Annotated in this window: 19 protein-coding genes and 1 tRNA gene; 11 read left to right on the top strand and 9 right to left on the bottom strand. The window is 58.5% G+C overall.

Going from position 1 to position 22,213, the window contains the following annotated elements; all coding sequences use genetic code 11:
- Nucleotides 1–36: 36 nt before the first annotated feature.
- Genes D3Z90_RS01445 through D3Z90_RS01435 form a run of 3 tightly spaced genes read left to right on the top strand, consistent with a single transcriptional unit; the run spans nucleotide 37 to nucleotide 2,684 of the window.
- On the top strand, nucleotides 37–732 hold the full coding sequence (locus D3Z90_RS01445; RefSeq protein WP_136474085.1) for an ABC transporter permease: 696 nt from the start codon (nucleotides 37–39) through the stop codon (nucleotides 730–732).
- Nucleotides 729–1,418 carry an ABC transporter permease gene (locus D3Z90_RS01440; protein WP_136474084.1) on the top strand — a complete coding sequence of 230 codons (690 nt, stop codon included), beginning with the start codon at nucleotides 729–731 and terminating at the stop codon, nucleotides 1,416–1,418. Before D3Z90_RS01445 ends, D3Z90_RS01440 begins: the two co-directional genes overlap by 4 nt.
- 45 nt (nucleotides 1,419–1,463) lie before the next feature.
- A complete protein-coding gene (locus D3Z90_RS01435; RefSeq protein ID WP_136474083.1) occupies nucleotides 1,464–2,684 on the top strand; it encodes a methyltransferase in 1,221 nt (406 codons plus the stop codon).
- Between the two features lie 238 nt (nucleotides 2,685–2,922).
- Here D3Z90_RS01435 and mdtI read toward each other — a convergent pair whose 3' ends face one another.
- Complete coding sequence (mdtI, locus tag D3Z90_RS01430) at nucleotides 2,923–3,252, bottom strand: multidrug/spermidine efflux SMR transporter subunit MdtI (protein WP_136474082.1); 330 nt, start codon at nucleotides 3,250–3,252, stop codon at nucleotides 2,923–2,925.
- Nucleotides 3,246–3,605, bottom strand: coding sequence for a multidrug/spermidine efflux SMR transporter subunit MdtJ (gene mdtJ, locus D3Z90_RS01425; protein ID WP_136474081.1), 360 nt, complete (start codon nucleotides 3,603–3,605; stop codon nucleotides 3,246–3,248). The genes mdtI and mdtJ overlap by 7 nt, the downstream gene beginning before the upstream one ends.
- 474 nt (nucleotides 3,606–4,079) lie before the next feature.
- On the opposite strand from mdtJ, the gene D3Z90_RS01420 reads away from it, so the two are divergent.
- The 5 genes from D3Z90_RS01420 to D3Z90_RS01400 all read left to right on the top strand — a co-directional run bounded on the left by D3Z90_RS01420 (nucleotide 4,080) and on the right by D3Z90_RS01400 (nucleotide 5,706).
- The gene (locus tag D3Z90_RS01420) at nucleotides 4,080–4,658 is read left to right on the top strand and encodes a hypothetical protein (RefSeq protein WP_136474080.1); all 579 of its coding nucleotides are present in this window, start codon (nucleotides 4,080–4,082) and stop codon (nucleotides 4,656–4,658) included.
- 9 nt (nucleotides 4,659–4,667) lie between these two features.
- Nucleotides 4,668–4,874: a helix-turn-helix transcriptional regulator gene (locus tag D3Z90_RS01415; protein WP_038605723.1), complete on the top strand. Its 207-nt coding sequence runs from the start codon at nucleotides 4,668–4,670 to the stop codon at nucleotides 4,872–4,874.
- A gap of 18 nt (nucleotides 4,875–4,892) precedes the next feature.
- Nucleotides 4,893–5,273, top strand: a complete 381-nt coding sequence (locus D3Z90_RS01410) for a hypothetical protein (RefSeq protein ID WP_136474079.1) — start codon at nucleotides 4,893–4,895, stop codon at nucleotides 5,271–5,273.
- Between the two features lie 23 nt (nucleotides 5,274–5,296).
- Complete coding sequence (locus tag D3Z90_RS01405) at nucleotides 5,297–5,533, top strand: hypothetical protein (protein ID WP_136474078.1); 237 nt, start codon at nucleotides 5,297–5,299, stop codon at nucleotides 5,531–5,533.
- A gap of 97 nt (nucleotides 5,534–5,630) precedes the next feature.
- A tRNA-Thr gene (locus D3Z90_RS01400) sits at nucleotides 5,631–5,706 on the top strand.
- Nucleotides 5,707–6,075: 369 nt separating this feature from the next.
- Here the strand turns inward: D3Z90_RS01400 and D3Z90_RS01390 are convergent.
- A complete protein-coding gene (locus D3Z90_RS01390; RefSeq protein ID WP_136474077.1) occupies nucleotides 6,076–6,396 on the bottom strand; it encodes a DUF3077 domain-containing protein in 321 nt (106 codons plus the stop codon).
- 657 nt (nucleotides 6,397–7,053) lie between these two features.
- Between D3Z90_RS01390 and D3Z90_RS01385 the strand changes: the two genes are divergently transcribed.
- Nucleotides 7,054–8,433 carry an NAD(P)/FAD-dependent oxidoreductase gene (locus D3Z90_RS01385; protein ID WP_136474076.1) on the top strand — a complete coding sequence of 460 codons (1,380 nt, stop codon included), beginning with the start codon at nucleotides 7,054–7,056 and terminating at the stop codon, nucleotides 8,431–8,433.
- On the opposite strand, the gene rfaD is transcribed toward D3Z90_RS01385, so the two are convergent.
- Nucleotides 8,430–9,425, bottom strand: coding sequence for an ADP-glyceromanno-heptose 6-epimerase (gene rfaD / locus D3Z90_RS01380; protein WP_136474075.1), 996 nt, complete (start codon nucleotides 9,423–9,425; stop codon nucleotides 8,430–8,432). The two genes, D3Z90_RS01385 and rfaD, sit on opposite strands and share 4 nt — an antisense overlap.
- A gap of 214 nt (nucleotides 9,426–9,639) precedes the next feature.
- Nucleotides 9,640–10,830: an MFS transporter gene (locus D3Z90_RS01375; RefSeq protein ID WP_136474074.1), complete on the bottom strand. Its 1,191-nt coding sequence runs from the start codon at nucleotides 10,828–10,830 to the stop codon at nucleotides 9,640–9,642.
- Nucleotides 10,831–11,045: 215 nt separating this feature from the next.
- Between D3Z90_RS01375 and D3Z90_RS01370 the strand changes: the two genes are divergently transcribed.
- Entirely contained in the window at nucleotides 11,046–12,710 is a 1,665-nt protein-coding gene (locus D3Z90_RS01370) for an FMN-binding glutamate synthase family protein (protein WP_136474073.1), read from the top strand.
- Nucleotides 12,711–12,824: 114 nt separating this feature from the next.
- Here the strand turns inward: D3Z90_RS01370 and D3Z90_RS01365 are convergent, their stop codons facing one another.
- Nucleotides 12,825–14,117: an OprD family porin gene (locus D3Z90_RS01365; protein WP_136474072.1), complete on the bottom strand. Its 1,293-nt coding sequence runs from the start codon at nucleotides 14,115–14,117 to the stop codon at nucleotides 12,825–12,827.
- Nucleotides 14,118–14,560: 443 nt separating this feature from the next.
- On the opposite strand from D3Z90_RS01365, the gene D3Z90_RS01360 reads away from it, so the two are divergent.
- Nucleotides 14,561–16,645, top strand: a complete 2,085-nt coding sequence (locus tag D3Z90_RS01360; RefSeq protein WP_136474071.1) for a TonB-dependent siderophore receptor — start codon at nucleotides 14,561–14,563, stop codon at nucleotides 16,643–16,645.
- 413 nt (nucleotides 16,646–17,058) lie between these two features.
- Here D3Z90_RS01360 and aguA read toward each other — a convergent pair whose 3' ends face one another.
- From aguA to D3Z90_RS01340, 3 genes are all read right to left on the bottom strand, one after another.
- Entirely contained in the window at nucleotides 17,059–18,165 is a 1,107-nt protein-coding gene (gene aguA, locus D3Z90_RS01350) for an agmatine deiminase (protein WP_136474069.1), read from the bottom strand.
- A 60-nt stretch (nucleotides 18,166–18,225) separates the two neighbouring features.
- A complete protein-coding gene (aguB, locus tag D3Z90_RS01345) occupies nucleotides 18,226–19,104 on the bottom strand; it encodes an N-carbamoylputrescine amidase (protein WP_136474068.1) in 879 nt (292 codons plus the stop codon).
- 184 nt (nucleotides 19,105–19,288) lie between these two features.
- Nucleotides 19,289–22,195: an aminotransferase gene (locus D3Z90_RS01340; protein ID WP_136474067.1), complete on the bottom strand. Its 2,907-nt coding sequence runs from the start codon at nucleotides 22,193–22,195 to the stop codon at nucleotides 19,289–19,291.
- Between the last annotated feature and the right edge of the window lie 18 nt (nucleotides 22,196–22,213).

Raw genomic sequence — 22,213 nt, 5'->3', positions numbered from 1 at the left:
CCTACGGCGATGCCGGTCCCTTGAACAAACCTGCCCATGAATATTGATCTATACGGATTCGGTCCGGCCCTGTTAGCCGGGACGCTGATGACCGTTAAACTTGCGTTGTCAGCCCTGTGTCTGGGTCTGGTACTGGGGCTGCTTGGCGCCCTGGCGAAAACCTCACCGTACAAACCCCTGCAATGGCTGGGTGGCTTTTACTCCACGCTGGTGCGTGGCGTGCCCGAACTGCTCTGGGTGTTACTGATTTACTTCGGCACCGTCAGCATGATGAATCAGCTTGGCGAAGCCCTGAATATTCCGGGCCTTGAGCTCAGCGCCTTCTCTGCGGGCGTGATTGCCCTGGGCCTGTGCTTTGGTGCCTACGCCACCGAAGTCTTCCGTGGTGCGATCCTGGCGATCCCCAAGGGCCATCGTGAAGCGGGCCTGGCCCTGGGCCTGTCCAAAGGCCGGATCTTCTCGAAACTCATCCTGCCGCAGATGTGGCGCATCGCCCTTCCCGGCCTCGGCAACCTGTTCATGATTCTGATGAAAGACACCGCACTGGTATCGGTGATCGGCCTGGAAGAAATCATGCGTCACTCACAAATCGCAGTGACTGTGAGCAAGCAGCCATTCACCTTCTACATGGTTGCCGCCATCATCTACCTGGCGCTAACCGTACTGGCAATGACCGGCATGCACTTCTTGGAAAAACGCGCCGCACGCGGCTTCGCGAGGGCCAACCAATGAACTGGGAAGTCATTATCAAGTGGCTGCCACGGCTTGCCCAAGGCGCCACACTGACCTTGGAGCTGGTGGCAATCGCCGTTATCGCCGGCCTGATCATTGCCATTCCGCTTGGTATCGCGCGCTCATCGCGGCACTGGTATGTACGCGCCCTGCCTTACGGCTACATCTTCTTCTTCCGTGGTACGCCACTGCTGGTGCAACTGTTCCTGGTGTATTACGGCCTGGCCCAGTTTGAAGTGGTGCGCAATAGCTCCCTCTGGCCATACTTGCGCGACCCGTTCTGGTGCACGGTGCTGACCATGACCCTGCACACCGCGGCCTACATCGCCGAGATTCTGCGCGGCGCCTTGCAGGCCATTCCGCGCGGTGAAATCGAGGCGGCGCGGGCGCTGGGCATGTCCAGAGCCAAGGCGCTGTTCTACATCATGCTGCCGCGCGCCGCGCGCATCGGCCTGCCGGCGTACAGCAACGAAGTGATCCTGATGCTCAAGGCCAGTGCCCTGGCCAGTACCGTAACCCTGCTGGAACTGACCGGCATGGCGCGGACCATCATCGCCCGCACCTACCTGCCGGTAGAGATCTTCTTCGCAGCGGGGCTGTTCTACCTGCTGATCTCCTTCCTGCTGGTGCAAGGCTTCAAGGTGCTTGAACGCTGGCTGCGCGTCGACGCCTGCCAGGGTCGCTAAACCTGTATAACGGGGCTGATCACAGCCCCGTTCGCTTGACTGCCTATGACCACGCCCCGCCCGCTAACAGATACGCACATGCTTGGCCGCTTCCAGGCCCTGGACAGCTTTCTGCGCGAGCATCAAGCGCTTTGGCGCCCCCGCCCCTTCACCCAGCTGCAATTGCCCTGGGAAAGCGAGCACCCAGCCTTGGCGAACTGGTTAAGGCAACGCTCGTTGAGCGAGGCAGAGGCGGCGCACAACCACCCCGAGCTTTTGCCCGCACCCCAGCCATTCCCGCAGTTGGCGCAGTTGGCACACCAGTTGTCCGAAGTCGGCGAGCTACCTGCCATCGAACTGCACTCAGCAAGCCATCGCCTGAATGTGGATGTGCCTGGTCGCAAGTGGCAGCAGATCGAGGCATTCGCCAGACACCTGGCGTTCACCCACGACCCCCAACACTGGCTCGACTGGTGCTCCGGCAAGGGCCACCTTGGCCGACGGCTACTGCAAGCCGAGCGGCACAAGCTGACCTGCCTGGAATACGACCCTGCACTGGTACAAGCCGGCCATGCCCTCAGCGAGCACCATGGCCTACCGAGCCAGCACTTGCTGCAAGACGTGATGGCAGAGGAAACCTGCCGCCAGTTGGGCAGCGAACATACGGCGGTGGCCCTGCATGCCTGCGGCGACCTGCATGTGCGCTTGATCAAACTGGCCAGTCAGCAAGGTTGTCGACAACTGGCCATTGCCCCGTGCTGCTACAACCGCATTCAGGCCGCGCACTACCAGCCGTTGTCTGGCGCCGCGATTGCCTCGGGGTTGCAGCTTTCAATCGATGATCTTGGCCTGCCACTGAGTGAAACCGTCACCGCCGGCGCGCGGGTACGCCGCCAGCGCGACGAATCGATGGCCAGGCGCCTGGGCTTTGATCTGCTGCAGCGTCAGCTGCGGGGTGTAGATGAGTACCTGCCGACACCATCATTACCGGTCAGTTGGCTGCACAAGCCGTTCGCGGACTACTGCCAGGAGCTGGCAGCACTCAAAGGCCTGCCCATCGACCCCATACCAGACTGGACTAGCTTGCAGGCCCTGGGTTGGCAGCGTCTGGCCGAGGTCCGTAACCTTGAGCTGCTGCGCAATCTGTTCCGTCGCCCCCTCGAGATATGGCTAGTATTGGACCGCGCCCTGTACCTGCAAGAGCAAGGCTACCGGGTGCAGTTGGGGGTGTTCTGTGACCAGCCACTGACGCCGCGCAATCTGATGCTGCTGGCCGAACGCCACTGACTTCAACAACTGTGCGCAGCCTGTGGATAAGTCTGTGGGCAACCTTTTGAAAAAACCCTCAAAAACCTTGGATCCAAACGCTTTCAGCGATTGATCGTTTTTTGCTCAGCGGTTTATCGCCAGCAAAAACAGCTATTTGCGCAAAGACCAAAGGAGCGCCTCGAGCCGACATACGCGCGGCCCTGCTGGCACGCGCCTTGTGCATAAGCGTTCCAGCAAATAGCTCTAAGCAGCAAAATCAGGCCAGTTTCAGCAGACTCATACCCGCCAGCAACAGCAGCAAGCCCAACCAGCCTCGCCCGGCCAAACGCTGGCCAAAAAGTGCCCACCCCATGGCCACGGTGGCGAGAATGCCGAAGCCACCCCAAATGGCATAAGCGAGCGACAGTTCAATATCGCGAACAGCCTGGGCCAGCGCAGTAAACGCCGCCAGTACACAAAGAATCGAAACGATCCCCAGGCCGCGCTTGCGAAAACCATCGGAATACTTGAGCAACAGGTTGGCGATAACTTCGAGCACGATCGCCAGGCCAAGCCAAGCGAAAGGAATCCAATTCATGCTTAGCATGGCAGCGCCTCCCTGTTGCGCTCGGCAGGTGCTGGGCGGGTACCAGACTTGATCAGCAAGATACCGGCAATCATCACACCCAGGCCGGCGGCCTTGAGCAAGCCCAGGCTTTCACCCAACCAGGTAACGCTGGCCAAGGTAATAAGCACGATGCCGATGCCTTCCCACAGCGCGTAGGCAACACCTACCGGCACGCGCTTAACGGCCAGCGCGAGGAAGAAATACGACAGACCGATCATGGCGTACATCAAGCCATGACCCAAAACCGGGTGCGCAGTAGCGGCGAATTTCATCGAAACGGTACCAATCACCTCAGCGATGATGGCGATAAACAAATAGATCCAGGAACGCATGATGCCCTCCCACGGGCGAAACAAACCGGGCGCACAAGCGGCGACGGGTTACAGACAAAACCAAAGAAAAAGCTGTTTGTCGGGGGAGGCGCTAGAGACCGCCGGTCCAGTGATTTTCACAGGAAGCCAGACGAGAGGAGGGGAGCAGAAACGCTTTACTGTTCAACATAATGAACAACAAATTAGCTCAAGGCATCGCAAAAGTCAAATCGATAGAAAATTACTAATTAAATTTCGCGCCTTTTAAACCGTATCCAGGTGAAAGCCCTTAAAGGTTGCCGAAAGCTTCGTAAATTATATTTCCCAAGATCTTAGGACTATCCCTTCCCTCTGTGTGGATACGTTGCTACCGGAGCAGCTTGCCCCGCGATCGAGTCAAAACGTCACACTGCAGCTAAAACAACAATTAATTATTGTATTACGATAATTTCTAGAAAATAATGCCCACCGCTCAACATCGAACGGAGGCAAAACATGAACAGTAAAACAGTGGCCTATGCGCGCTCGCGTCTTCGAGTGATCGGCGCATTCGCCGCTCTACTTGCCTGGACGACTGCCGTCGTCGAATTCGGCAGCACAGCAATGCTGTGGATTTTCGACAAGGCCCAGATGCAGAGCGCTTACCTGCAAAGCTATGGCGACCAAATGCCATTGCTGCTGGCACCGGACTACCAACCCTCCATCCTGGCCCTGAGCCTGGTGCTGGCCCTGGAGTTGATCCCCAGCAGCCTATCGGTGCTGGCGTTGTTCTTCACCGGCTTGTTCTTCCTGCGCTTGTCCAAGGGTCAAACCTGGACAGCAGAAAACATCAAACTGCTGTGGTGGGTTGGCCTGCTGTGCATCTGCACACCGATGCTGTGGCCGGTGATCGGCACCCTCCAAGGCTTGGCATTTGCCATCGACCTGCCTGCGGGGGAAAGAAGCTTCAGCGTATCGATCGGTGTATCATCCGTGGCGGTTTACGAGATCATGAAAGGGATATTGCTCTGCGCCTTTTCACTCCTCATGCGTGACGCCAAAACCATCAGCGATGAACACAACTGTTATGTCTAGCTTCCCCCTATGCCGATAATCATCCGCCTCGACGTGGTCATGGCCAAAAACAAGATCCGCTCCAAGGATCTGGCCGAAATTATCGGGATTACGGAAGCGAACCTGTCGTTGCTGAAAAACGGCAAAATCAAGGGTTTCAAAATCGAGACCCTGGAGAAGCTCTGTCGCGCGTTGAACTGCCAGCCAGGTGATCTGCTGGAGTTCAGCGAGGAATGATCAAGGAACCAGCAACTCGTGAGCAATTCACCCAAGTGGCGCCCTGCGCTGCTGCTGGCTGCCGCCCTGCTCGGCGGCTGCGGCCCTAGTTACACCTATAGATACTCGCCCCCACCCAGCATGATGGGCATGAACTGCATCAACAGCTGCGCCACCGAACGCAACCACTGCAAACAAATGGCGCGCCTGCAGGAAAACAGCGACCAGGCCCTGTACCAGGCCAACCTCAGAAGCTACCAGCACTGCCAGAACGGCAAGAGCAAAAAAGAAGCCCGCAAAAGCTGCTACTACCCCAGCTACCCGTACGGCAGCGGCTCAAGCTACAGCTGCGGCAACGACTACGACAGCTGCTACCAGAGCTGCGGCGGCACCATCCAGCGCATCCTCAATAAAGAATAAACCTGAAGAAAACGGAATTTACAGTGAACAAAATACATAGCCTTGCCTTACTCACCTTCATCCTCGCCCTGACCGGCTGCAGCAGCGCCAGCTACACCCCGGACTGGGAAATGCCAAAGATGCAGGTACTGGGCGACAACGGCCTGCCGGCACAGCCTTACATGCACTGCAACAAGCGTGGCTGCCACGACCACAAACCCATGCTTTTCGACCCGACCAAAGCCGAACCAGACGCCACTTCACTGCACCGTGGCTGGTAGGAAAACGGGCCGAAATACCTTTTAGAAACAAGTATTTCAAAGAATCGTGCAGAAGTAGTTTACAGACGCAAACCGATCGCTATAATGACGCCCCTGTGCCGGTATAGCTCAGATGGTAGAGCAACTGACTTGTAATCAGTAGGTCCCGGGTTCGATTCCTGGTGCCGGCACCATTCAAGGTTCCATAGAAAGCTTTCAAAATCTCTGGAACCCCCGAAAAACCCGCCTTCTGGCGGGTTTTTTCGTTTTGGCATTTCATTAGATTTCGATGCAATTGCTCTCAGAGGCAAGCATCTGACCGATCTGCCACTTTTTTTAAAACCTATAGGTCATCCAGCAAAACCTTCACCCGCTGGGGGGCCGCAAGACGTTCGCGCACCGTGGCAAGCAGGGCCTCGCCCTCATCAGTCCTCATCAGTTGCCTGCGCTCGGCCATGGGTTCGACGCTTGGCACATCCGCTTGAACAAACCCCCACCCCAGACGAAGGGCCGCCAAGCAGCCCCTCTCAAGCGGTCACTCCAGCCCCGCATTTTCACTCAACTCACCCCCGCCCTTTGCGCTTCAATCCCTCGCTATCAATCCCATCCAACACTGCATCCACCAGCCCTTTCGCCAGGTCCGCCGAATGCAGGGTAGACCAGAGCAGGCCTTTCTTGGGTAGGTCATGAATATGCTCGCAAGCTTGCTGGGCGGTGTCGTAGATGCCTTCGAGCAATAGCGAGACGTGGACCAGTGCGTCTTCAGCTTCGATGCCTTCGCGCACGGTAAACAGGGGTGGGTGGCCGGCGTTGCAGGCGCCGAAGGTGGATTCGGCGGTTTTGCCGAAGAGGGACTGCGGGGGATCCGGGACTATTTTTGTCATTGTGAACATCTCTATTGTGGTGGAACTGGCACCACTCGCGACCAAGCAAGTTGGGTGACAGCTGTACGCAGGTTGGTCGACCGAGACAATAGACAAACCCGGCAGGCACGAATGCCTCCCGCGCACAGCCGCCATAAAACGAAGGTGCAGACGAACATCTCGTCAGCATTCGTAGTTGGACGCTGAAACGTCTAATTGTGGGAACGGGCGACCAAACCCGATCGCTGATTTTGCAGCGACCCGGGAAGCCTAACGTTCATCGTCAGGTGAGGCAAGCCGAGGGCGCCAGCCTTGAAATCTCGTGTCCCATCCGTTATAGCTAAAAAGGCATCCATAACCAGAAGAGGCAGAATCAGCCCGTCATGAATGAGATCACACGTATCTTTCGCCCCCAAGGCCCGTTTGCCGCGCTGTTTGGCAAGTCTTGCGGGCCCATCGCTGTTGCTAGTGTTTCGCAGCTCAGCTCTCCGCTTTCGACACTCTTCCACACCCTGTCGATTCCACCCCGCGACATTCTGCTCGCGCATAAACGCAAACGCCCTGTTCCTCCACCTGCCCGCTGACATCTGAATTTTTCGCTTTCCATTGCCCTCGGTTTCACCGTTCAGGGCTGGAGACGCTTTGGATTTTTTTCAGTGTTTTCTGTCAGGAATTTTTATGACTATTCGTGTTGCCATTATCGGCGCAGGCCCTTCCGGCCTGGCGCAGCTGCGTGCCTTTCAATCCGCTCACGCCCAGGGTGCTCCGATGCCCGAGGTGGTTTGTTTCGAAAAGCAGGCCGACTGGGGCGGGATGTGGAACTACACCTGGCGCACCGGGCTGGATGAGCACGGCGAGCCGGTGCACGGCAGTATGTATCGCTACCTGTGGTCGAACGGGCCGAAGGAGTGCCTGGAGTTTGCCGACTACAGTTTTGATGAACATTTCGGACGGCCGATTTCTTCATATCCGCCGCGTGAGGTGTTGTGGGATTACATTCAGGGCCGGGTGAAAAAGGCCGGCGTGCGCGACTATATTCGTTTCAATACGGCGGTGAAGGCCGTGCGCTTTGATGAAGCCAGCCGTACCTTTACGGTCAACGCCTACGACTACGCCATCGGCCAGGGTATCGAGCAGGTGTTCGATTATGTGGTGGTGGCCAGCGGGCATTTCTCTACCCCGCATGTGCCAGACTTCAGCGGCTTCGAACGGTTTTCCGGACGCATTCTGCATGCCCACGACTTCCGCGACGCGCTGGAATTCAAAGGCAAGGATGTGCTGATTGTCGGTAGCAGCTATTCCGCCGAGGATATCGGTTCGCAATGCTTCAAGTATGGCGCACGCTCGATCACCAGCGCCTGGCGTACCCAGCCCATGGGTTACAAGTGGCCCAAGGGCTGGGAAGAACGGCCGCAGCTGCAGCGTGTTGAAGGCGACATGGCCTATTTTGCCGACGGATCCAGCAAGCGCGTTGATGCGATCATTCTTTGCACCGGCTATCAGCATCACTTCCCGTTCCTGCCGGACGATCTGGCCCTCAACACCGGCAATCGCCTGTGGCCGCTAGGCCTCTATCAAGGTGTGGTGTGGGAGCAGAACCCGCAGTTGCTCTACCTTGGTATGCAAGACCTCTGGTACAGCTTCAACCTGTTCGATGCACAGGCCTGGTTTGCCCGCGATTACATGCTCGGGCGCATCGAGCTGCCGCAGCCATCGGCGATGCAGGCCGACAGTGCGCGCTGGCGTGCCGAGGAAGAAGCGCTGGAAACCACCGCTTCGATGTACGAATTCCAAGGCCGCTATATCAAGCACCTGATCGAACAAACCGACTACCCAAGCTTCGATATCGACGCGGTAAACCGCATTTTCCTGAAATGGAAGTCGGATAAAAAGCAGGACATCATGGGCTATCGCGACAAGTCCTACCGTTCGGTTATCACCGGCACTGCCGCCGTGCCGCACCATACCCGCTGGCTGCAGGCCATGGATGATTCGCTCGGCGAGTACCTGCGCGAAACCGCTGCCAAGGGCGATGTAAAGGCGCTACGTCAGCACTAAGCGAGCGTCGCCTGCAACCAGTCGCAGTAACGTGCAACACCCTGCTCTACCGACAAGGTAGGCTCCTGGTAGCCAACTGCCCGTAGCTGGCCAAGGTCGGCGCAGGTGTAGCACTGATATTTGCCACGCAGGTGCTCAGGAAACTCGCTGTATTCAAGAATGCCTTCAAGCAAGGCCATCTCCCGGGAAAGCGGGGGGTGGTCGTGCTGCTCGCGCAAGTGGTTGATAACCGCCATGGCCACGTCGTTGAACGGCTGGGCGCGGCCACTGCCGACGTTGAAGATGCCGCTCAGTTGCGGGTTATCCAAGAAGAACAGGTTAACCTTGACCACGTCTTCCACCGAGACGAAGTCGCGCAGGTGCCCACCGCTTGGGTAGTCACCGTAACTGCCGAACAGGCTGACTTTGCCGTGGGCCTGGTATTGGTTGAAGCAGTGAAAGGCCACGGAGGCCATGGCGCCTTTGTGCTGTTCGTGGGGCCCGTACACGTTGAAGTAGCGCAGCCCAACGATCTGGCTGCGTGACACCGGCAGTTGTCGGCGCACGCGCTGGTCGAACAAAAATTTGGAGTAGCCGTACACATTCAATGGCCGCTCACATTCGCGTTGTTCACGAAAGTCGCGCCCAGCGCCGTACACCGCTGCCGATGAGGCGTACAGCATCGGTACTTGCAGGCTTTGTGCAGCGTCGAGCAGGTCGCGGCTGAAGCGGTAGTTGCTGTCCATCATGAATCGGCCGTCGTCCACGACGGTACTGGAGCACGCACCCTGGTGCAGCACGGCCCTGACTTTGCCGAACTGGCCGCACGCAAAGCGCTCAAGAAAGTCGTCTTTGTCCAGGTAATCGGCAATCTCGCAATCGGCGAGGTTGCGAAACTTGTCGCCATCAGTCAGGTCGTCGACAGCAATGATCTCGGTTTCATCGCGTCGATTGAGGGCCTGGACCAGGTTGCTACCAATGAAACCGGCCGCGCCGGTGACGATAATGGTCATGCTTTGTCCCCCTTTGAGGGTGCAGAGCTCTCAGTGTAGGCAACGTTTGCTGCTCAAAAACTAACCAGGGTCAATAGATGCGTTGTTGCCGATAACGCTCGTCGGACTTCTGTTTTGCTGTTGCCGCTGATGCAGCCGTTTATCTCCGACAAGCGTTATTTCGGCTCGCTCTACCAGTACGCCGGTCTGGAACCAGACCCAGGACCAGTAATGCTTAGCCCGCCGCAGACAAGGCCATGTCGCGACGGCGCCCGTAAAGTCGACCGAGGCTTATCGCCCAGTTCAGCAGCGCCACCAGCAGCAGGCTGATCATCATTGCTTCGGTGCCGTTGCTGACGATCAAGTTACCGGCCAACCAGGGATAGCCGAACACCCCAAGAAAGTAGGCAAGGCTGAACAACAGCAAGGCTTGTGGGGTGAGACCGGCCGGGGCCTGGTTCGCCGCCAGGCCATTGATCACCGAGTAGTTCAGGCCATACCCGACGCCCAACAGCGCTGCGGCCAGCAGGTAGCCAAGGTTGTCCTGCACGCCCCAGCCCAAGGCCAGCACCGCCACAACGATGAACCCGCAGAGCAGGCACGAGGCTTGATAGGCGTCACGCTTTACCACCCACCCTGCGATCAACAACCGGCAACTGATTGCCGCGCTCATGAAGCCAATGAAGAACAACGAGTAATCCAGGCCGCGTACCGCCGCATAGGACGTCTGGAAGCTGCCCAGGCCACCGAAGATTGCGCCGCCCAAACCCACCATGACAATCGGCCAACGCGCCTTCGAGCCCAGCACCTCGATGGACGCACGCCTGCTGATGCTGACACGGCTGGAAGCCGGACGCTGCAGGCGCGCCAGGTAGGTGAAAATCAACAGGCCGACCAGCGCTGCCAGGGCAGCTGTGTAGAACGCGGTCTGTACCGTCAGGCCGAACACACTGGCCAGCTTGCCGACCAAAGGCCCGGAGCCGATACCGCTCATCATGCTGCCCGAGAGCAAGGCAAAGCTGTGGGTACGGCGCTGCGCCTCGACGCGTTCGCTGACCAGGATGGGCCCGAGGGTATAGAACGCGCCCCAGCCAAGGCCCAGAACAAGGCCACAGAGCATCAGGCCAATACCGGTGCCAGGCACCAGGGCAAAGCCCAGGCAGGCCACCACCAGGCAACACGCTGACAGTGCAATAGCCCGCGCAGACCCAAGACGGTCAGCCAGATGACCGCTGCCCAGCACTGCAACCACGGTACTGAGCATGGCCAGCGAAATGATCTGGCCAGCGTCCTGCTCATTACCGCCACGGGTGCTGACCAGCAACGACAACAAAAACGTCGAGCCATACGACAGCGACAGCAGATAGCTGGCCAGGCACAGCAGGCCAAAGCCCTGGGCGGCGGGTTGAATGCGAGGTGCGGTCATCGCTTGAAATCACTCGGAAACATCTGGAGAGATCTTTTAGCACGGGCGCTGAGCCTGGCAGTTATGCAACTAGCGGAGTTGGGTTCAGCTATCTGCGAACTAACCCGGCTCAGGTCAAGCACGCCGGGAATAAAAGTCTTTTACTGATTTCACGGGTTTTCCGCTTGAGCGCTTGCCCTATCCTTGGAAGGATCTCTCATATCAGTGGAAGATTCATGAAAGCTTCGCTTCCCAGCCGCTATGCCTGTTTGGTCGGCTGTTTGCTGTTTACCTGTATCAGCCTGCCGTTTCTTTCCAACCATGTGTGGCTGTGGCCCTTCACCCTGATCTGTGCACTGCTCAGCCTGGTTGGCCTGAATGACCTGCGACAAAGCCATCACGCGGTGCGACGCAACTACCCGATTCTCGGCAATATCCGTTACCTGATCGAAACCATTCGCCCGGAAATTCGCCAGTACCTACTGGAGGGCGATGACGACAAGCTGCCGTTCTCCCGCGCCCAGCGCTCGCTGGTGTACGCACGGGCCAAGAATGAAAGCGCCGAGAAGGCCTTCGGCACGCTCATCGATGTGTACCGCCCCGGCTTTGAGTTCATCAGCCATTCGATGCTGCCTGCAGACACCCCCGACCCTGCTTCGTTTCGCATTGCCATCGGCGGCCCGCAGTGCCGTCAACCCTACTCGGCGTCCATCTTCAACATCTCGGCAATGAGCTTCGGTGCCCTTAGTGCCAACGCCATCGCGGCGCTCAATCAGGGCGCCAAGCAGGGTCGCTTTGCCCATGACACCGGTGAAGGCAGTATCAGCCCGTACCACCGCGAGCACGGTGGTGATCTGATCTGGGAAATCGGTAGTGGCTATTTTGGTTGCCGCACTTCGGCCGGGCGTTTCGATCCAGAGCGTTTCGCCGAACAGGCGCGTGACCCGCAAGTGAAGATGATCGAGATCAAGCTGAGCCAGGGCGCCAAGCCTGGGCATGGCGGGATTCTGCCAGGGCATAAAGTCAGCAGCGAGATTGCGGCCACCCGTGGGGTGACGGTGGGTGAGGACTGCATCTCGCCTGCAGCCCACAGCGCCTTTCGCACGCCGATGGAACTGCTGCAGTTCATCGCCCAGTTGCGCGAGTTGTCTGGCGGCAAGCCGGTGGGTTTCAAATTCTGTCTAGGCCACCCGTGGGAGTTCATGGGGATTGCCAAGGCGATGCTGGTGACCGGTATTGTTCCGGACTTTATCGTTGTCGACGGCAAGGAAGGCGATACGGGCGCCGCACCTCGCGAGTTCAGCGATAACATTGGTGTGCCGATGCGTGAAGGGCTGATGTTTGTCCACAACACCCTGGTGGGCTTGAACCTGCGCGACAAGGTGCGCATTGGCGCAGGCGGCAAGATTGTCAGTGCTTTCGACATCGCCAGCGTGCTGGCAATCGGTGCGGACTGGGTCAACTCGGCGCGTGGCTTTATGTTCGCGATTGGCTGCATTCAGTCGCAAAGCTGCCATACCAACAAGTGTCCTACCGGCGTCGCTACTCAAGACCCGCTTCGTCAGCGCGCCCTGGTGGTGCCGGACAAAGCCGAGCGGGTTTACAGCTTTCACCGCAATACCCTGCATGCGCTGGCTGAAATGCTCGCGGCAGCAGGCCTGGACCATCCCTCACAGCTAAAGCCCAAGCATCTGGTACGGCGCATCAGTGCCAGCGAGATCCAGCTATTTTCCCAGTTGCATGTGTTCCTCAAGCCCGGCGAGTTGCTCAGTGGCTCGATCGAAAGTGAGTTCTATGCACGGATGTGGCGAATGGCACGCAGTGACAGCTTTGAGCCGGAAACAGGCGAAGCGTCACCGATCAAGCCTGCGGTACGTCGCAAAGAAAGCATGCCAGCCTAGAGAACTGCTGCACAGTCCTTCGCGGATCGATCCGCTCCCACAGCTTTCGGTGAATGTGACGCTTGAATGAACAACCCCGGCCTAGGCCGGGGTTGTTGGAGACGCAAGCAGCAATTACAGGATGCTGATTGGGTACTCTACGAACACGCGGACTTCGTTGCCGTCGTCGTTGAGTTCAGCTTCACGCATGCTGTCGGAAGTACGCAGGAACGAGCTACGCAGCTTGATCGACAGATCTTTGGCTGGACCTTCCTGAACCACGTACTTGAACTGGTTGAAGATTTCGCGCTCTGTACCTTCACCGAAGCCGCGGGTGTTGATGTTGTCACCACGCACGTAGGCTACACGGTAGGTCAGACCCGGTACGCCGAAGGCGCCGAAGTCCAGGTCGTAGGCAACCTGCCACGAACGCTCGTCTTCGTTGTTGAAGTCGGACCAGTAGGAGTTGGCCAGGTAGATGGTCGAACCACCGTCACCGATACCACCAGCATTCTGGTAGAAACCGTAGTTGTAGCCGGTGTCACCGGTGCTGCGCTGGTGCGCCAGGGTCAGCGCGTGCGGACCGAAAGCGTAAGTGGCTGCCAGGCTCCAGATGGTGTTGTCGCGACGGTCGTCAGTGGCGAAATCGCGGTCCAGCTTGGTCTTGTAGCCGTTGAAGTCCAGGGTCAGAGACTGATCGTCTGCCAGCGGCTGAACGAAGTTGACACCCAGGTACTGCTTCTTCAATACGTCTTCTACATCGGAACCGTACAGGGAAGCGGACAGGTTCTCGGTGAACTTGTAGCTACCGCCGAATACGTTGATCGACTTCAGGCCACCGCTGTCACGGCCTTCAGCACTTTTACGTGCTTCCTGGGTGAAGCGACCGGCGTTCAGTTCCAGGCCCTTGATTTCCTTGGAGGTGATCAGGGTACCGGTGTAGCTCTCTGGCAGCAGGCGGCCATCGTCGTACTGCAGCACTGGCAGTTCCGGCATTTGGTCGCCGTACTTCAGTACGGTGTTGGAGACGCGGAATTTGACCGCTGCGCCGCCACGAGCAAGATTGTGTGGGGAGCTTTGCGGATCAGCTGGGGTATCGCCATTGCCTGGTTTGAAGAAGTCGATACCGGCGCCGCCGTTGCGACCTTTGCCGCCGTCCAGACGCACAGCGTACAGACCGAAAGCGTCTACACCGACACCCACGGTGCCTTGGGTGTAGCCGGAAGAGAACTTGCCGATGAAAGCCTGACCCCATTCACTCTGGTCGTCGGTGCCATGCTTTTTGTCGCGGTTGATGAAGGCGTTGCGCAGCAGAACACTGGCGCTGCTGTCTTCGATGAAGCCCTTAGCTGCGGCCTGGTCATTGGCCGATGCTTGAGTCGCGGCCATAAGCCCCAGCGCGATCAAGCTGATCCTGGTTTTCAACATTTTATTCTTTTCCTTATTTCTTAGTCGGATACGCGCTGAGACCTACGCCAAAAACCACGCCCCCTGCGTGGGTTGACGCTCGCGGGTCAGAAAATAAAAAACCCGCTTGCGAGTGATCGCAACGGGCCTTTTATTCTGGACTCTTGGTCTATGGGCCTTCAGGCGTTGACCGAATCCTATCCGTGTGCGGATCAGCATGTCAAAATTTCGTGAAACTACTCCGAGTATCGACGCAATTCGTCGCACTCCGAGGAAACGAAGTCCCCAATGAGCAGCACAATTATGGCGTCAGTTCAGGGGCCCGCTCAAGAAACAATTTGAAATACAAATACTTGCAAGCTTTAAAGAAACAATTAACACAAGCAAATAGCAAGCATTATCATTCGCGCAAAATTTCAACCCCTCTTTTCGTCTAATACCCTCAAGCCCTGCGGATGTACTTAATGCCTGCCCCCTGCCGTCTGGCACCCTTGACCCTGGGTGTCTCCCTGTTTCTCTCTTCTGGATTTGCACTGGCCACCAGCACCACCCTTCCCGAGTTATCGGTTACCGCTGAAAGCGACCGCGAGCGCGATGATCCGCGGGTCAAGGAGGTCAGCACAGCGACGCGCACGTCCACCCCGGCCCGGTATGTTCCTCAGGCCATCGATTCGGTGAAGACCAGCAATGTACTGGACTACGGCACCAATGATCTGGGCAAGGCACTTGGCGGCATACCCAACGTCAGCAATGGTGCCGACACGCGTTTCGACAGCGTGCGCATTCGCGGCTTCGACGCCAGTAACGACTTCTACCTCGATGGTATTCGCGACGACAGCCAGTACGTGCGCGACCTGCACAACATCGAACGTATCGAAGTGCTCAAGGGCCCTGCTGCCGTGCTTTACGGACGAGGCAGTCAAGGCGGCATCGTCAACCGAGTAAGCAAGATGCCCGAAGCCGGTCGTCGCTCGTCCATCGAAGCCCAGGGTGGCAGCGAAGACTTGCGCAGCTTGTACGCCGACCTCAGCGCAGACCCATCGGAGAACATCAGCCTGCGCCTGAACATGGGCAATCAGGACAACAACAGTTTCCGCCATGGCATCGACGGCAGCCGCCAACTGTTCGCGCCATCCATGAACTGGCAACTGACCCCAGACCTCAACTGGCTGGTGCAATACGAGTACAGCCGCTACAACCGCACACCTGATCGCGGTATTCCAAGCGTCAATGGTCGCCCGGCCGATGTCAGCCGCAGCACCACCTATGGCGACACCCACCGCGACTTCATCGATGACAAGGCGCAGTCGCTGCGTTCGCGCCTTAACTACCAGCTCAGCGAGAACTGGCAGGTGCGCCATACCCTGGGCCTGTTCAAGCTCAACAGCGACTTCGACAACACCTACCAGACAGGCTATGACGCCAAAACCAACGAGGTTAACCGCCAGCGCTGGCAGCAAGACTTGAACACACGCAACCTGTTCAACACCATCGAGCTGGAAGGCAACGTCGATACCTTCGGTTTGCAGCACACCTTGTTGACCGGTATCGAGGTCGGCAATCAACGCCGCGATCCACTGCTCTACAAGGCCGCTGGTAAAGTACCGGGCGTAGACCTCGACAACCCCGACCGGAACTTGCAGTACAACGGTCAAATGGTGCTATCGAGCAACAACCACACCGTGGTCGACAGCCGTGGCCTGTACATCCAGGACCAACTGCGCCTGAACGATCAGTGGCAAGTGCTCGCCGGTGTGCGTTTCGATCAGTTCGAAGTAGAGACCACCAACAAGATCAAGAACCTTTCCGAGAACCAGGAAAGCAATAGCACCAGCCCACGGGTGGGCGTGGTCTATTCCCCCTGGAAGGAGCACTCCTTCTACGCCTCGTGGAGCAAAACTTTCTCGCCGGTGGGCGGCGGTTTGATCGGCATTACCCCAGGCGCTGCCGGCAACACCAACGAAACCAGCCCGGAAGAAACGCGGCAGAAAGAAGTCGGGGTTAAAAGCGACTGGCTCGACGAACGCCTGAGCACCACCTTGGCGGTTTACGAACTGGAGCTCTACAACCGTCGCACCAGCGACCCGAACATCCCGGACGTTACCTTGCTTACCGGCTTGCAGCGCTCGCGCGGTGTCGAGCTGACGGCTACCGGCAACATCGTTGGCAACTGGTATGTTCGTGGCGGTATCGGCATTCAGGATGCCACCATCGTCAAGGATGAAAATGGTCAGGACGGCAACCGCGTGAGCAACGTCGCCAAGCGCAATGGCAGCCTGTTTCTGACCTGGAAGCCGGAAATGGGCTGGTACGGCGAAACCGGCCTGACCCTGGTGGGTGAGCGCTTCGCCGACAACCAGAACACCGCGGTGTTGCCAGGTTACGGTCGATGGGACGCCTTGGCCGGGTTCCGTACCAAGGATTGGGACGTGCGCGCGGCGTTGAACAACATCGCCGACAAGACCTACTACAGCTCAGCTACCAGCGCCGCGCAGATCCAGTTCGGTGATCCGCGCAGCCTGGTGGTTACTGGCACTTACAGTTTCTAAGAGAAGCGCGGGCAAGCCCGCGCCGATCGGCTTGTCGGTCAATTGCCCAGCAGGGCTTCGAGCTCTGCTTCGGTGATCAAGCCGGTTGGATAACGCGCCAACAATGTACGACGGTGATCGGACTTCCTGCCCCGGGTTCTTCCATTTTGTTTCAACCATTGAGCCACTCGCTGAAGCGACTCATGATTCATTGCTGATGAGGGCGAAGCCGGCTCACTTACTGCATTCATTTCGACACGTACTCCCTGGGCCGTGAGCGGCTAACCTACGCAAACTTTGTGACAGAACAGGGTTGCTCTATCTGTTTGAAATACAATGCAAAACAAATACAAGAGGTGTGCCAGCGCACGCACCGATTGTCGAACAAGCATAAAAAAACCCGTCCAAGGACGGGTTCTTTTATAAGCGATGCCTCAACCTTTCGAAGGCGCCGGCTGCTGTTGGGTCAGGCAGTGGATGTTGCCTCCGCCCAAGAGCATTTCGCGTCCGGGGATCATCACGATTTCATGATCAGGGAAGACGCGAGCAAGGATCGCTCTAGCCTCGGCATCTGCCGGATCGTCGAAGCTCGGCGCAATGATGCCGCCGTTGACGATCAGGAAATTGACGTAGGATCCCGCCAGGCGCACCGAAGGGTTGCGCTCCTGGCTACCCGCCACCGGATCGACGCCCGCACACTCTTCTTCAGTGGCAAACAGTGGGCCCGGAATCGGCATTTTGTGCACGGTAAAGGCACGTCCCTTGGCATCGCGGCTGTTCTGCAGCACCTCAAGTGCGGCGTGGCAGCGCGCGTAGTTGGGGTCTTGCGGATCATCTGTCCAGGCCAGTAACACTTCGCCAGGACGCACGTAACAACAGAAGTTGTCGACGTGACCATCGGTTTCATCGTTGTACAGACCATCTGGCAACCAAATGATGGTGTCCACCGCCAGGTGGTCACGCAGCACCGCTTCGATCTGCTCGCGATTGAGGTGCGGGTTGCGGTTGTGGTTGAGCAGGCACTCTTCGGTGGTGATCAAGGTGCCTTCACCATCAACGTGGATCGAGCCGCCTTCCAGCACAAAGCCTTCGGTGTGATAGCGCTGGCAGCGTTCCATTTCCAGAACCTTGCTGGCCACTTGCTCATCACGGTTCCACGGCGCGTACAGGCCACCTTCGAAACCACCCCAGGCATTGAAGCCCCAGTCAACGCCACGTACTTCACCACTGTGGTTGATAACGAAGGTCGGGCCGGTGTCCCGGACCCAGGCATCGTCGTTGCTGATTTCAACCACACGGATGTTTGGTGCATCCAGGCGCGCGCGCGCGTTGTCGTATTGAGCGGCCGAAACGGCAACGGTAACCGGCTCGAAACGGGCGATGGCCTGAGCCAGCGTCACGTGTGCGGCCTGTACCGGTTTGCCGCCCAGGCGCCAGTTGTCCGGGCGCTCGGGCCAGACCATCCATACCTGGGTTTGCGGCGCCCATTCGGCGGGCATGTAAAAGCCATCGGCGCGTGGGGTGCTGGTCAGGGTCTTCATGAGTAAACCTTTGCAGTGTTCGCCGCAGCCACCAGGGCCTGCGGCGAGGTCATTGAATGATCAGGATTCCAGCGCGCCATCGAGGGTTTTCACCGGGCCGTACAGATTCGGACGGCGGTCACGGAAAGTACCCCAGGCGCTGCGGATGTGCTCCAGTTTGTCCAGGTCGAAAGTATGCACCAGCACGCCCTCTTCGGTCTCGTTGAGCGCTTCGACTTTCTCGCCAAACTGGTTGGCAATGAACGACGAGCCGTAGAAGGTGATGTCGTAGCCGTCCTGTTCTTCTTTGCCGATACGGTTGCTGGCAACCAGCGGCATCAGGTTGGCGCCGGCATGGCCTTGCTGCACACGCTGCCAATGGTCACGCGAGGAAATGCTCTTGTCGTGCGGTTCGCTACCGATTGCGGTCGGGTAGAACAGCACTTCAGCGCCCAGCAACGCCATGCTGCGAGCGCACTCCGGGAACCACTGGTCCCAGCAGATGCCAACGCCAATCTTGGCATAACGAGTCTGCCAGACCTTGAAGCCGGTATCGCCCGGGTTGAAGTAGTACTTCTCGTGATAGCCAGGGCCATCCGGGATGTGCGTCTTGCGGTACACGCCCAAGTTACTGCCGTCAGCGTCGATGATCGCGATGCTGTTGAAACGTGCGCGTCCAGCCAATTCGAAAAAGCTGATCGGCAGTACCACCTGCAGTTCCTTGGCCAGTGCCTGGAAGTGTTCGATGGCGGCGTTGGTTTCCACCGGCGTTGCCAGTTGCAGGTAGTCCGGGTTCGGCTTCTGGCAGAAGTACGGGGTTTCGAACAGTTCTTGGATAAGAATGATCTGCGCGCCTTTGGCGGCGGCTTCGCGGACCAGCTTTTCAGCGGTAGCCAGGTTGCTCTGGCGATCCCAGGAGCACGCCATCTGGGTGGCGGCGACGGTAACGGTGCGGCTCATGAAAACCTCTCGGAGGATAACTGGGCCGACTGACCATGCAGGCGACCGATGACTGTGTGCAGGGGTGATGGACAAGTTTATATCCGATAAATATCGACTTTAAAAGCCCACAAACAAAAAATTCAGCCACAAAAAAGCCGGTTAAACCGATAACAATCGGATTAACCGGCTTTTATTCAGCGCGCTAGAGCGCTTCCGACAGCACCCTGTCGATGCTGTCGACAAAGAAGTCCACGCTCTGGCGCGTGGTGCACATCGGCGGTTTGATCTTGAGAATGTTCAAGAAGTCCCCCGTTGGCTGCATGAATATCCCCAGGTCGCGCAGGCGGTTGCACAAGGTGGTGGTTTCTTCAGTGGCCGGTTCCAGGGTGGTGCGGTCGCGCACCAGCTCCAGGCCCAGGTAAAAACCTGAACCATGGACTGCACCCGCTAACGGATGTTTATCGACCAACCCTTGCAAGCGTGCCTTGAAGTGTCGGCCAACGTCACGGGCGTTGTCCCACAGGCCTTCCTCATCCATCACATCAAGTACGGCGATGCCGATCCGGCAACTGACAGGGCTGCCACCGGCAGACGAGAAGAAGTACCCCTGCGCTTCAAGCGCCTCGGCGATTTCCCGACGGGTGATCACCACACCCAATGGTTGGCCGTTACCCATGCCCTTGGCCATGGTGATGATGTCCGGCACCACCCCCTGTTGCTCAAAGCCCCAGAAGTATTCGCCAAGGCGACCGTAGCCAACCTGGACTTCATCGGCAATGCACACCCCTCCGGCCGCACGGACTTTGGCGTAGGCCTGCTCCAGGTAACCGGCAGGCAGGGAAATGCCCCCCGCATTGCCATAAACCGGCTCGCAGATGAATCCGGCCAATTGGCGCTGCGCTGCTGCCACGGCCTCAAGTTTCGCATCAACATCGCGCAGATAGTCGGCGGTGCTGTCATCCCCGCGATAGGCGCCGCGGTAGGTGTTCGGCGCGATTACCGGGTGCACCCATTCAGGACGCGTACTTAAAGCCAAAGGGTTGTCAGCGATGGACGTCGAAATCGCATCGGTGGCCACCGACCAGCCGTGATAAGCCTCCAGCACACTGAGCATGTCGCGCCCACCGCTGTAGGCCCACGCCAGGCGAATCGCCAGGTCGTTGGCCTCGGTGCCGCTGTTGACCAGGAATACCCGGTCCATCGAGTCTGGCGCCAGCGCCAGCAAGCGCTCGGAGAACTCGGCGATGGCGGCGTAATGAAAGCGTGAGTTGGTGTTCACCAGCGACCACTGACGTGCGGCCTCGCTGGCCATGCGCGGGTGACCGTGGCCGAGTACGGCAACGTTGTTGAGCATGTCCAGGTAGGAGCGTCCCTGCATGTCGATCAGGTAATTGCGCCAGCCACGTTCGATATGCGGTGGTTGCTCGTAGTAATGCTTTTGCGAGCGGGCAAAGCTGGCATCGCGCCGCGCCAGCAATTGCTGCGCATCGACCAGCGGCTCAGCCTCGCATGCAAAGCCCAGCAACGCCTGAGGGGACGGGCACAAGGCTTTCCAAGCCGCCGCTCGCGACGGCTCGACGAATGGCGGTGGGCACAGGCCCGGCACGCGGCACAGCTGAATACTCAAGAGCCCGTCACTGCGACCCAGGTGTTGCCCTTGACTGATTTGTGCTCCGGTTTCAGGTGCATCGACCAGCCCCCGCAACCACAGACTGCATTGCTCCCCTTGCAGGCAGCCCTGGCCATCGTCGGTCGCCAGCCACACCCCCGCCCACGGCGCCTGTACTTCATTCACCGGAGCCTGCAACTCAACGTGCAACGCGAAAGTGCGGGGTTCCTGCGGGTTGTCGATATGGGTTTGCGAAAGGCGGTATTGGCCGTGAAGCGAGCAGGCGGCCCCATTTTCACCCGCCTGCTCACGCAGCAATTGCTGGTCGAAGCCCGGTTGTTCCCAGTTACCTGCCTGAAAGTGACTGCTCAACACGCCCAGGTCCACCGCGCTGACACTGCTGTCTTGCAAGCCGGGCAGCAGCTCACCACTCGCGCCCAGTTCCAGGGCCGGCAGATCGCCACCGGCTACCTGCGCAATGGCAGCCTCCATCAATTCGAACGGCACGCTGGTAGCGACCTCGAATATTTCCCATTCGTGGCTGAGGTTGTCGCGAATGTAGGCGTTGTCCGGGTCGACACTCAGTTGCTGCTCGCTGCTGAGCACTAGCACGGCAGCGCGCGCGACCACCATTGGCCAAAGGGCCTTGAGTTCGACGTCGGTCAGCGGGTTTAGCGCATGGTAGGCCTGGACGGCAGGCAGAATGCGCAGCGGATCACCCTCAGCGTGGTGCAGCAGGGCCGCACAGGTTACCGACAGATCGGCAATCCGCCAGGTGTGCACCAGGTCGCCGAAATCGATAACCCCTTGCAGTTGCCACTGGCGCTGCTCGTCACGTTGCCACACCGCGTTGTCATCGGTGATATCGAGGTGTACCGCCTGCATGGGCAATTGTCCGGTCAGCGGCTGCAGGCGTTTTTGCGCCTTGTCGGTGGCCGCCAGCAGTTGCGCCTTGCGGGCGCCCTCGGTGAGTACCGGCGACAGGTGCGCGATCAGCTCAATGGCGTGCCGTGGGTCCCATTGCAGCGTACGTTCAAGCCCAGGATGGGTGAAATCCGCCAAGGCCTGGTCAATACGTGCGCAAAGCCCGCCAAGCTCGGCGATCAACTGCGCCGGCATGAATTTAAGACGGGTGAGTGACTGACCTTCTATGTAGTCGAGCAAACGCACGCGCAGTGCCTGACCGGCCTGATCGAGCGTCAATAACTGCGCACCGCTCTTGGCTGGCATCACCGCCGGCACCGGCAGACCGCGCTCGTGCAGATAGCTCAGGGCCGCGTGCTGGGCCTCAAGCTCAACAACGGTATAATCGCCGTGGCAGATTTTCAGCACATAGCGCCCTTGGGGGCTATCGACACGAAAGTTCAGGTCTTGCTGGCTGCCCAGCGAGTGCAATGAGCCACTCAACCCATAGTGTTCCTGCAACAGTTGCAGCGCTTGTTGCTCGCTGACATCGGGACAAGGCTGGCTAGCGCGGTGGAGCAAGGTACTGAGTGGCATGTTGGGACCTCATTTTTT

Source organism: Pseudomonas sp. DG56-2, assembly GCF_004803755.1.
GTDB lineage: Bacteria > Pseudomonadota > Gammaproteobacteria > Pseudomonadales > Pseudomonadaceae > Aquipseudomonas > Aquipseudomonas auratipiscis.
The sequence above is the reverse complement of the archived record's forward strand: the minus strand, read 5'-3'. Positions and strand labels throughout refer to the sequence as shown.

Coding starts and splice junctions, on each gene's coding strand:
- D3Z90_RS01445 (WP_136474085.1), top strand. CDS start 37: ATGAATATTGATCTATACGGATTCGGTCCGGCCCTGTTAGCCGGGACG.
- D3Z90_RS01440 (WP_136474084.1), top strand. CDS start 729: ATGAACTGGGAAGTCATTATCAAGTGGCTGCCACGGCTTGCCCAAGGC.
- D3Z90_RS01435 (WP_136474083.1), top strand. CDS start 1,464: ATGACCACGCCCCGCCCGCTAACAGATACGCACATGCTTGGCCGCTTC.
- mdtI (WP_136474082.1), bottom strand. CDS start 3,252: ATGCTAAGCATGAATTGGATTCCTTTCGCTTGGCTTGGCCTGGCGATC.
- mdtJ (WP_136474081.1), bottom strand. CDS start 3,605: ATGCGTTCCTGGATCTATTTGTTTATCGCCATCATCGCTGAGGTGATT.
- D3Z90_RS01420 (WP_136474080.1), top strand. CDS start 4,080: ATGAACAGTAAAACAGTGGCCTATGCGCGCTCGCGTCTTCGAGTGATC.
- D3Z90_RS01415 (WP_038605723.1), top strand. CDS start 4,668: ATGCCGATAATCATCCGCCTCGACGTGGTCATGGCCAAAAACAAGATC.
- D3Z90_RS01390 (WP_136474077.1), bottom strand. CDS start 6,396: ATGACAAAAATAGTCCCGGATCCCCCGCAGTCCCTCTTCGGCAAAACC.
- D3Z90_RS01385 (WP_136474076.1), top strand. CDS start 7,054: ATGACTATTCGTGTTGCCATTATCGGCGCAGGCCCTTCCGGCCTGGCG.
- rfaD (WP_136474075.1), bottom strand. CDS start 9,425: ATGACCATTATCGTCACCGGCGCGGCCGGTTTCATTGGTAGCAACCTG.
- D3Z90_RS01375 (WP_136474074.1), bottom strand. CDS start 10,830: ATGACCGCACCTCGCATTCAACCCGCCGCCCAGGGCTTTGGCCTGCTG.
- D3Z90_RS01370 (WP_136474073.1), top strand. CDS start 11,046: ATGAAAGCTTCGCTTCCCAGCCGCTATGCCTGTTTGGTCGGCTGTTTG.
- D3Z90_RS01365 (WP_136474072.1), bottom strand. CDS start 14,117: ATGTTGAAAACCAGGATCAGCTTGATCGCGCTGGGGCTTATGGCCGCG.
- D3Z90_RS01360 (WP_136474071.1), top strand. CDS start 14,561: ATGCCTGCCCCCTGCCGTCTGGCACCCTTGACCCTGGGTGTCTCCCTG.
- aguA (WP_136474069.1), bottom strand. CDS start 18,165: ATGAAGACCCTGACCAGCACCCCACGCGCCGATGGCTTTTACATGCCC.
- aguB (WP_136474068.1), bottom strand. CDS start 19,104: ATGAGCCGCACCGTTACCGTCGCCGCCACCCAGATGGCGTGCTCCTGG.
- D3Z90_RS01340 (WP_136474067.1), bottom strand. CDS start 22,195: ATGCCACTCAGTACCTTGCTCCACCGCGCTAGCCAGCCTTGTCCCGAT.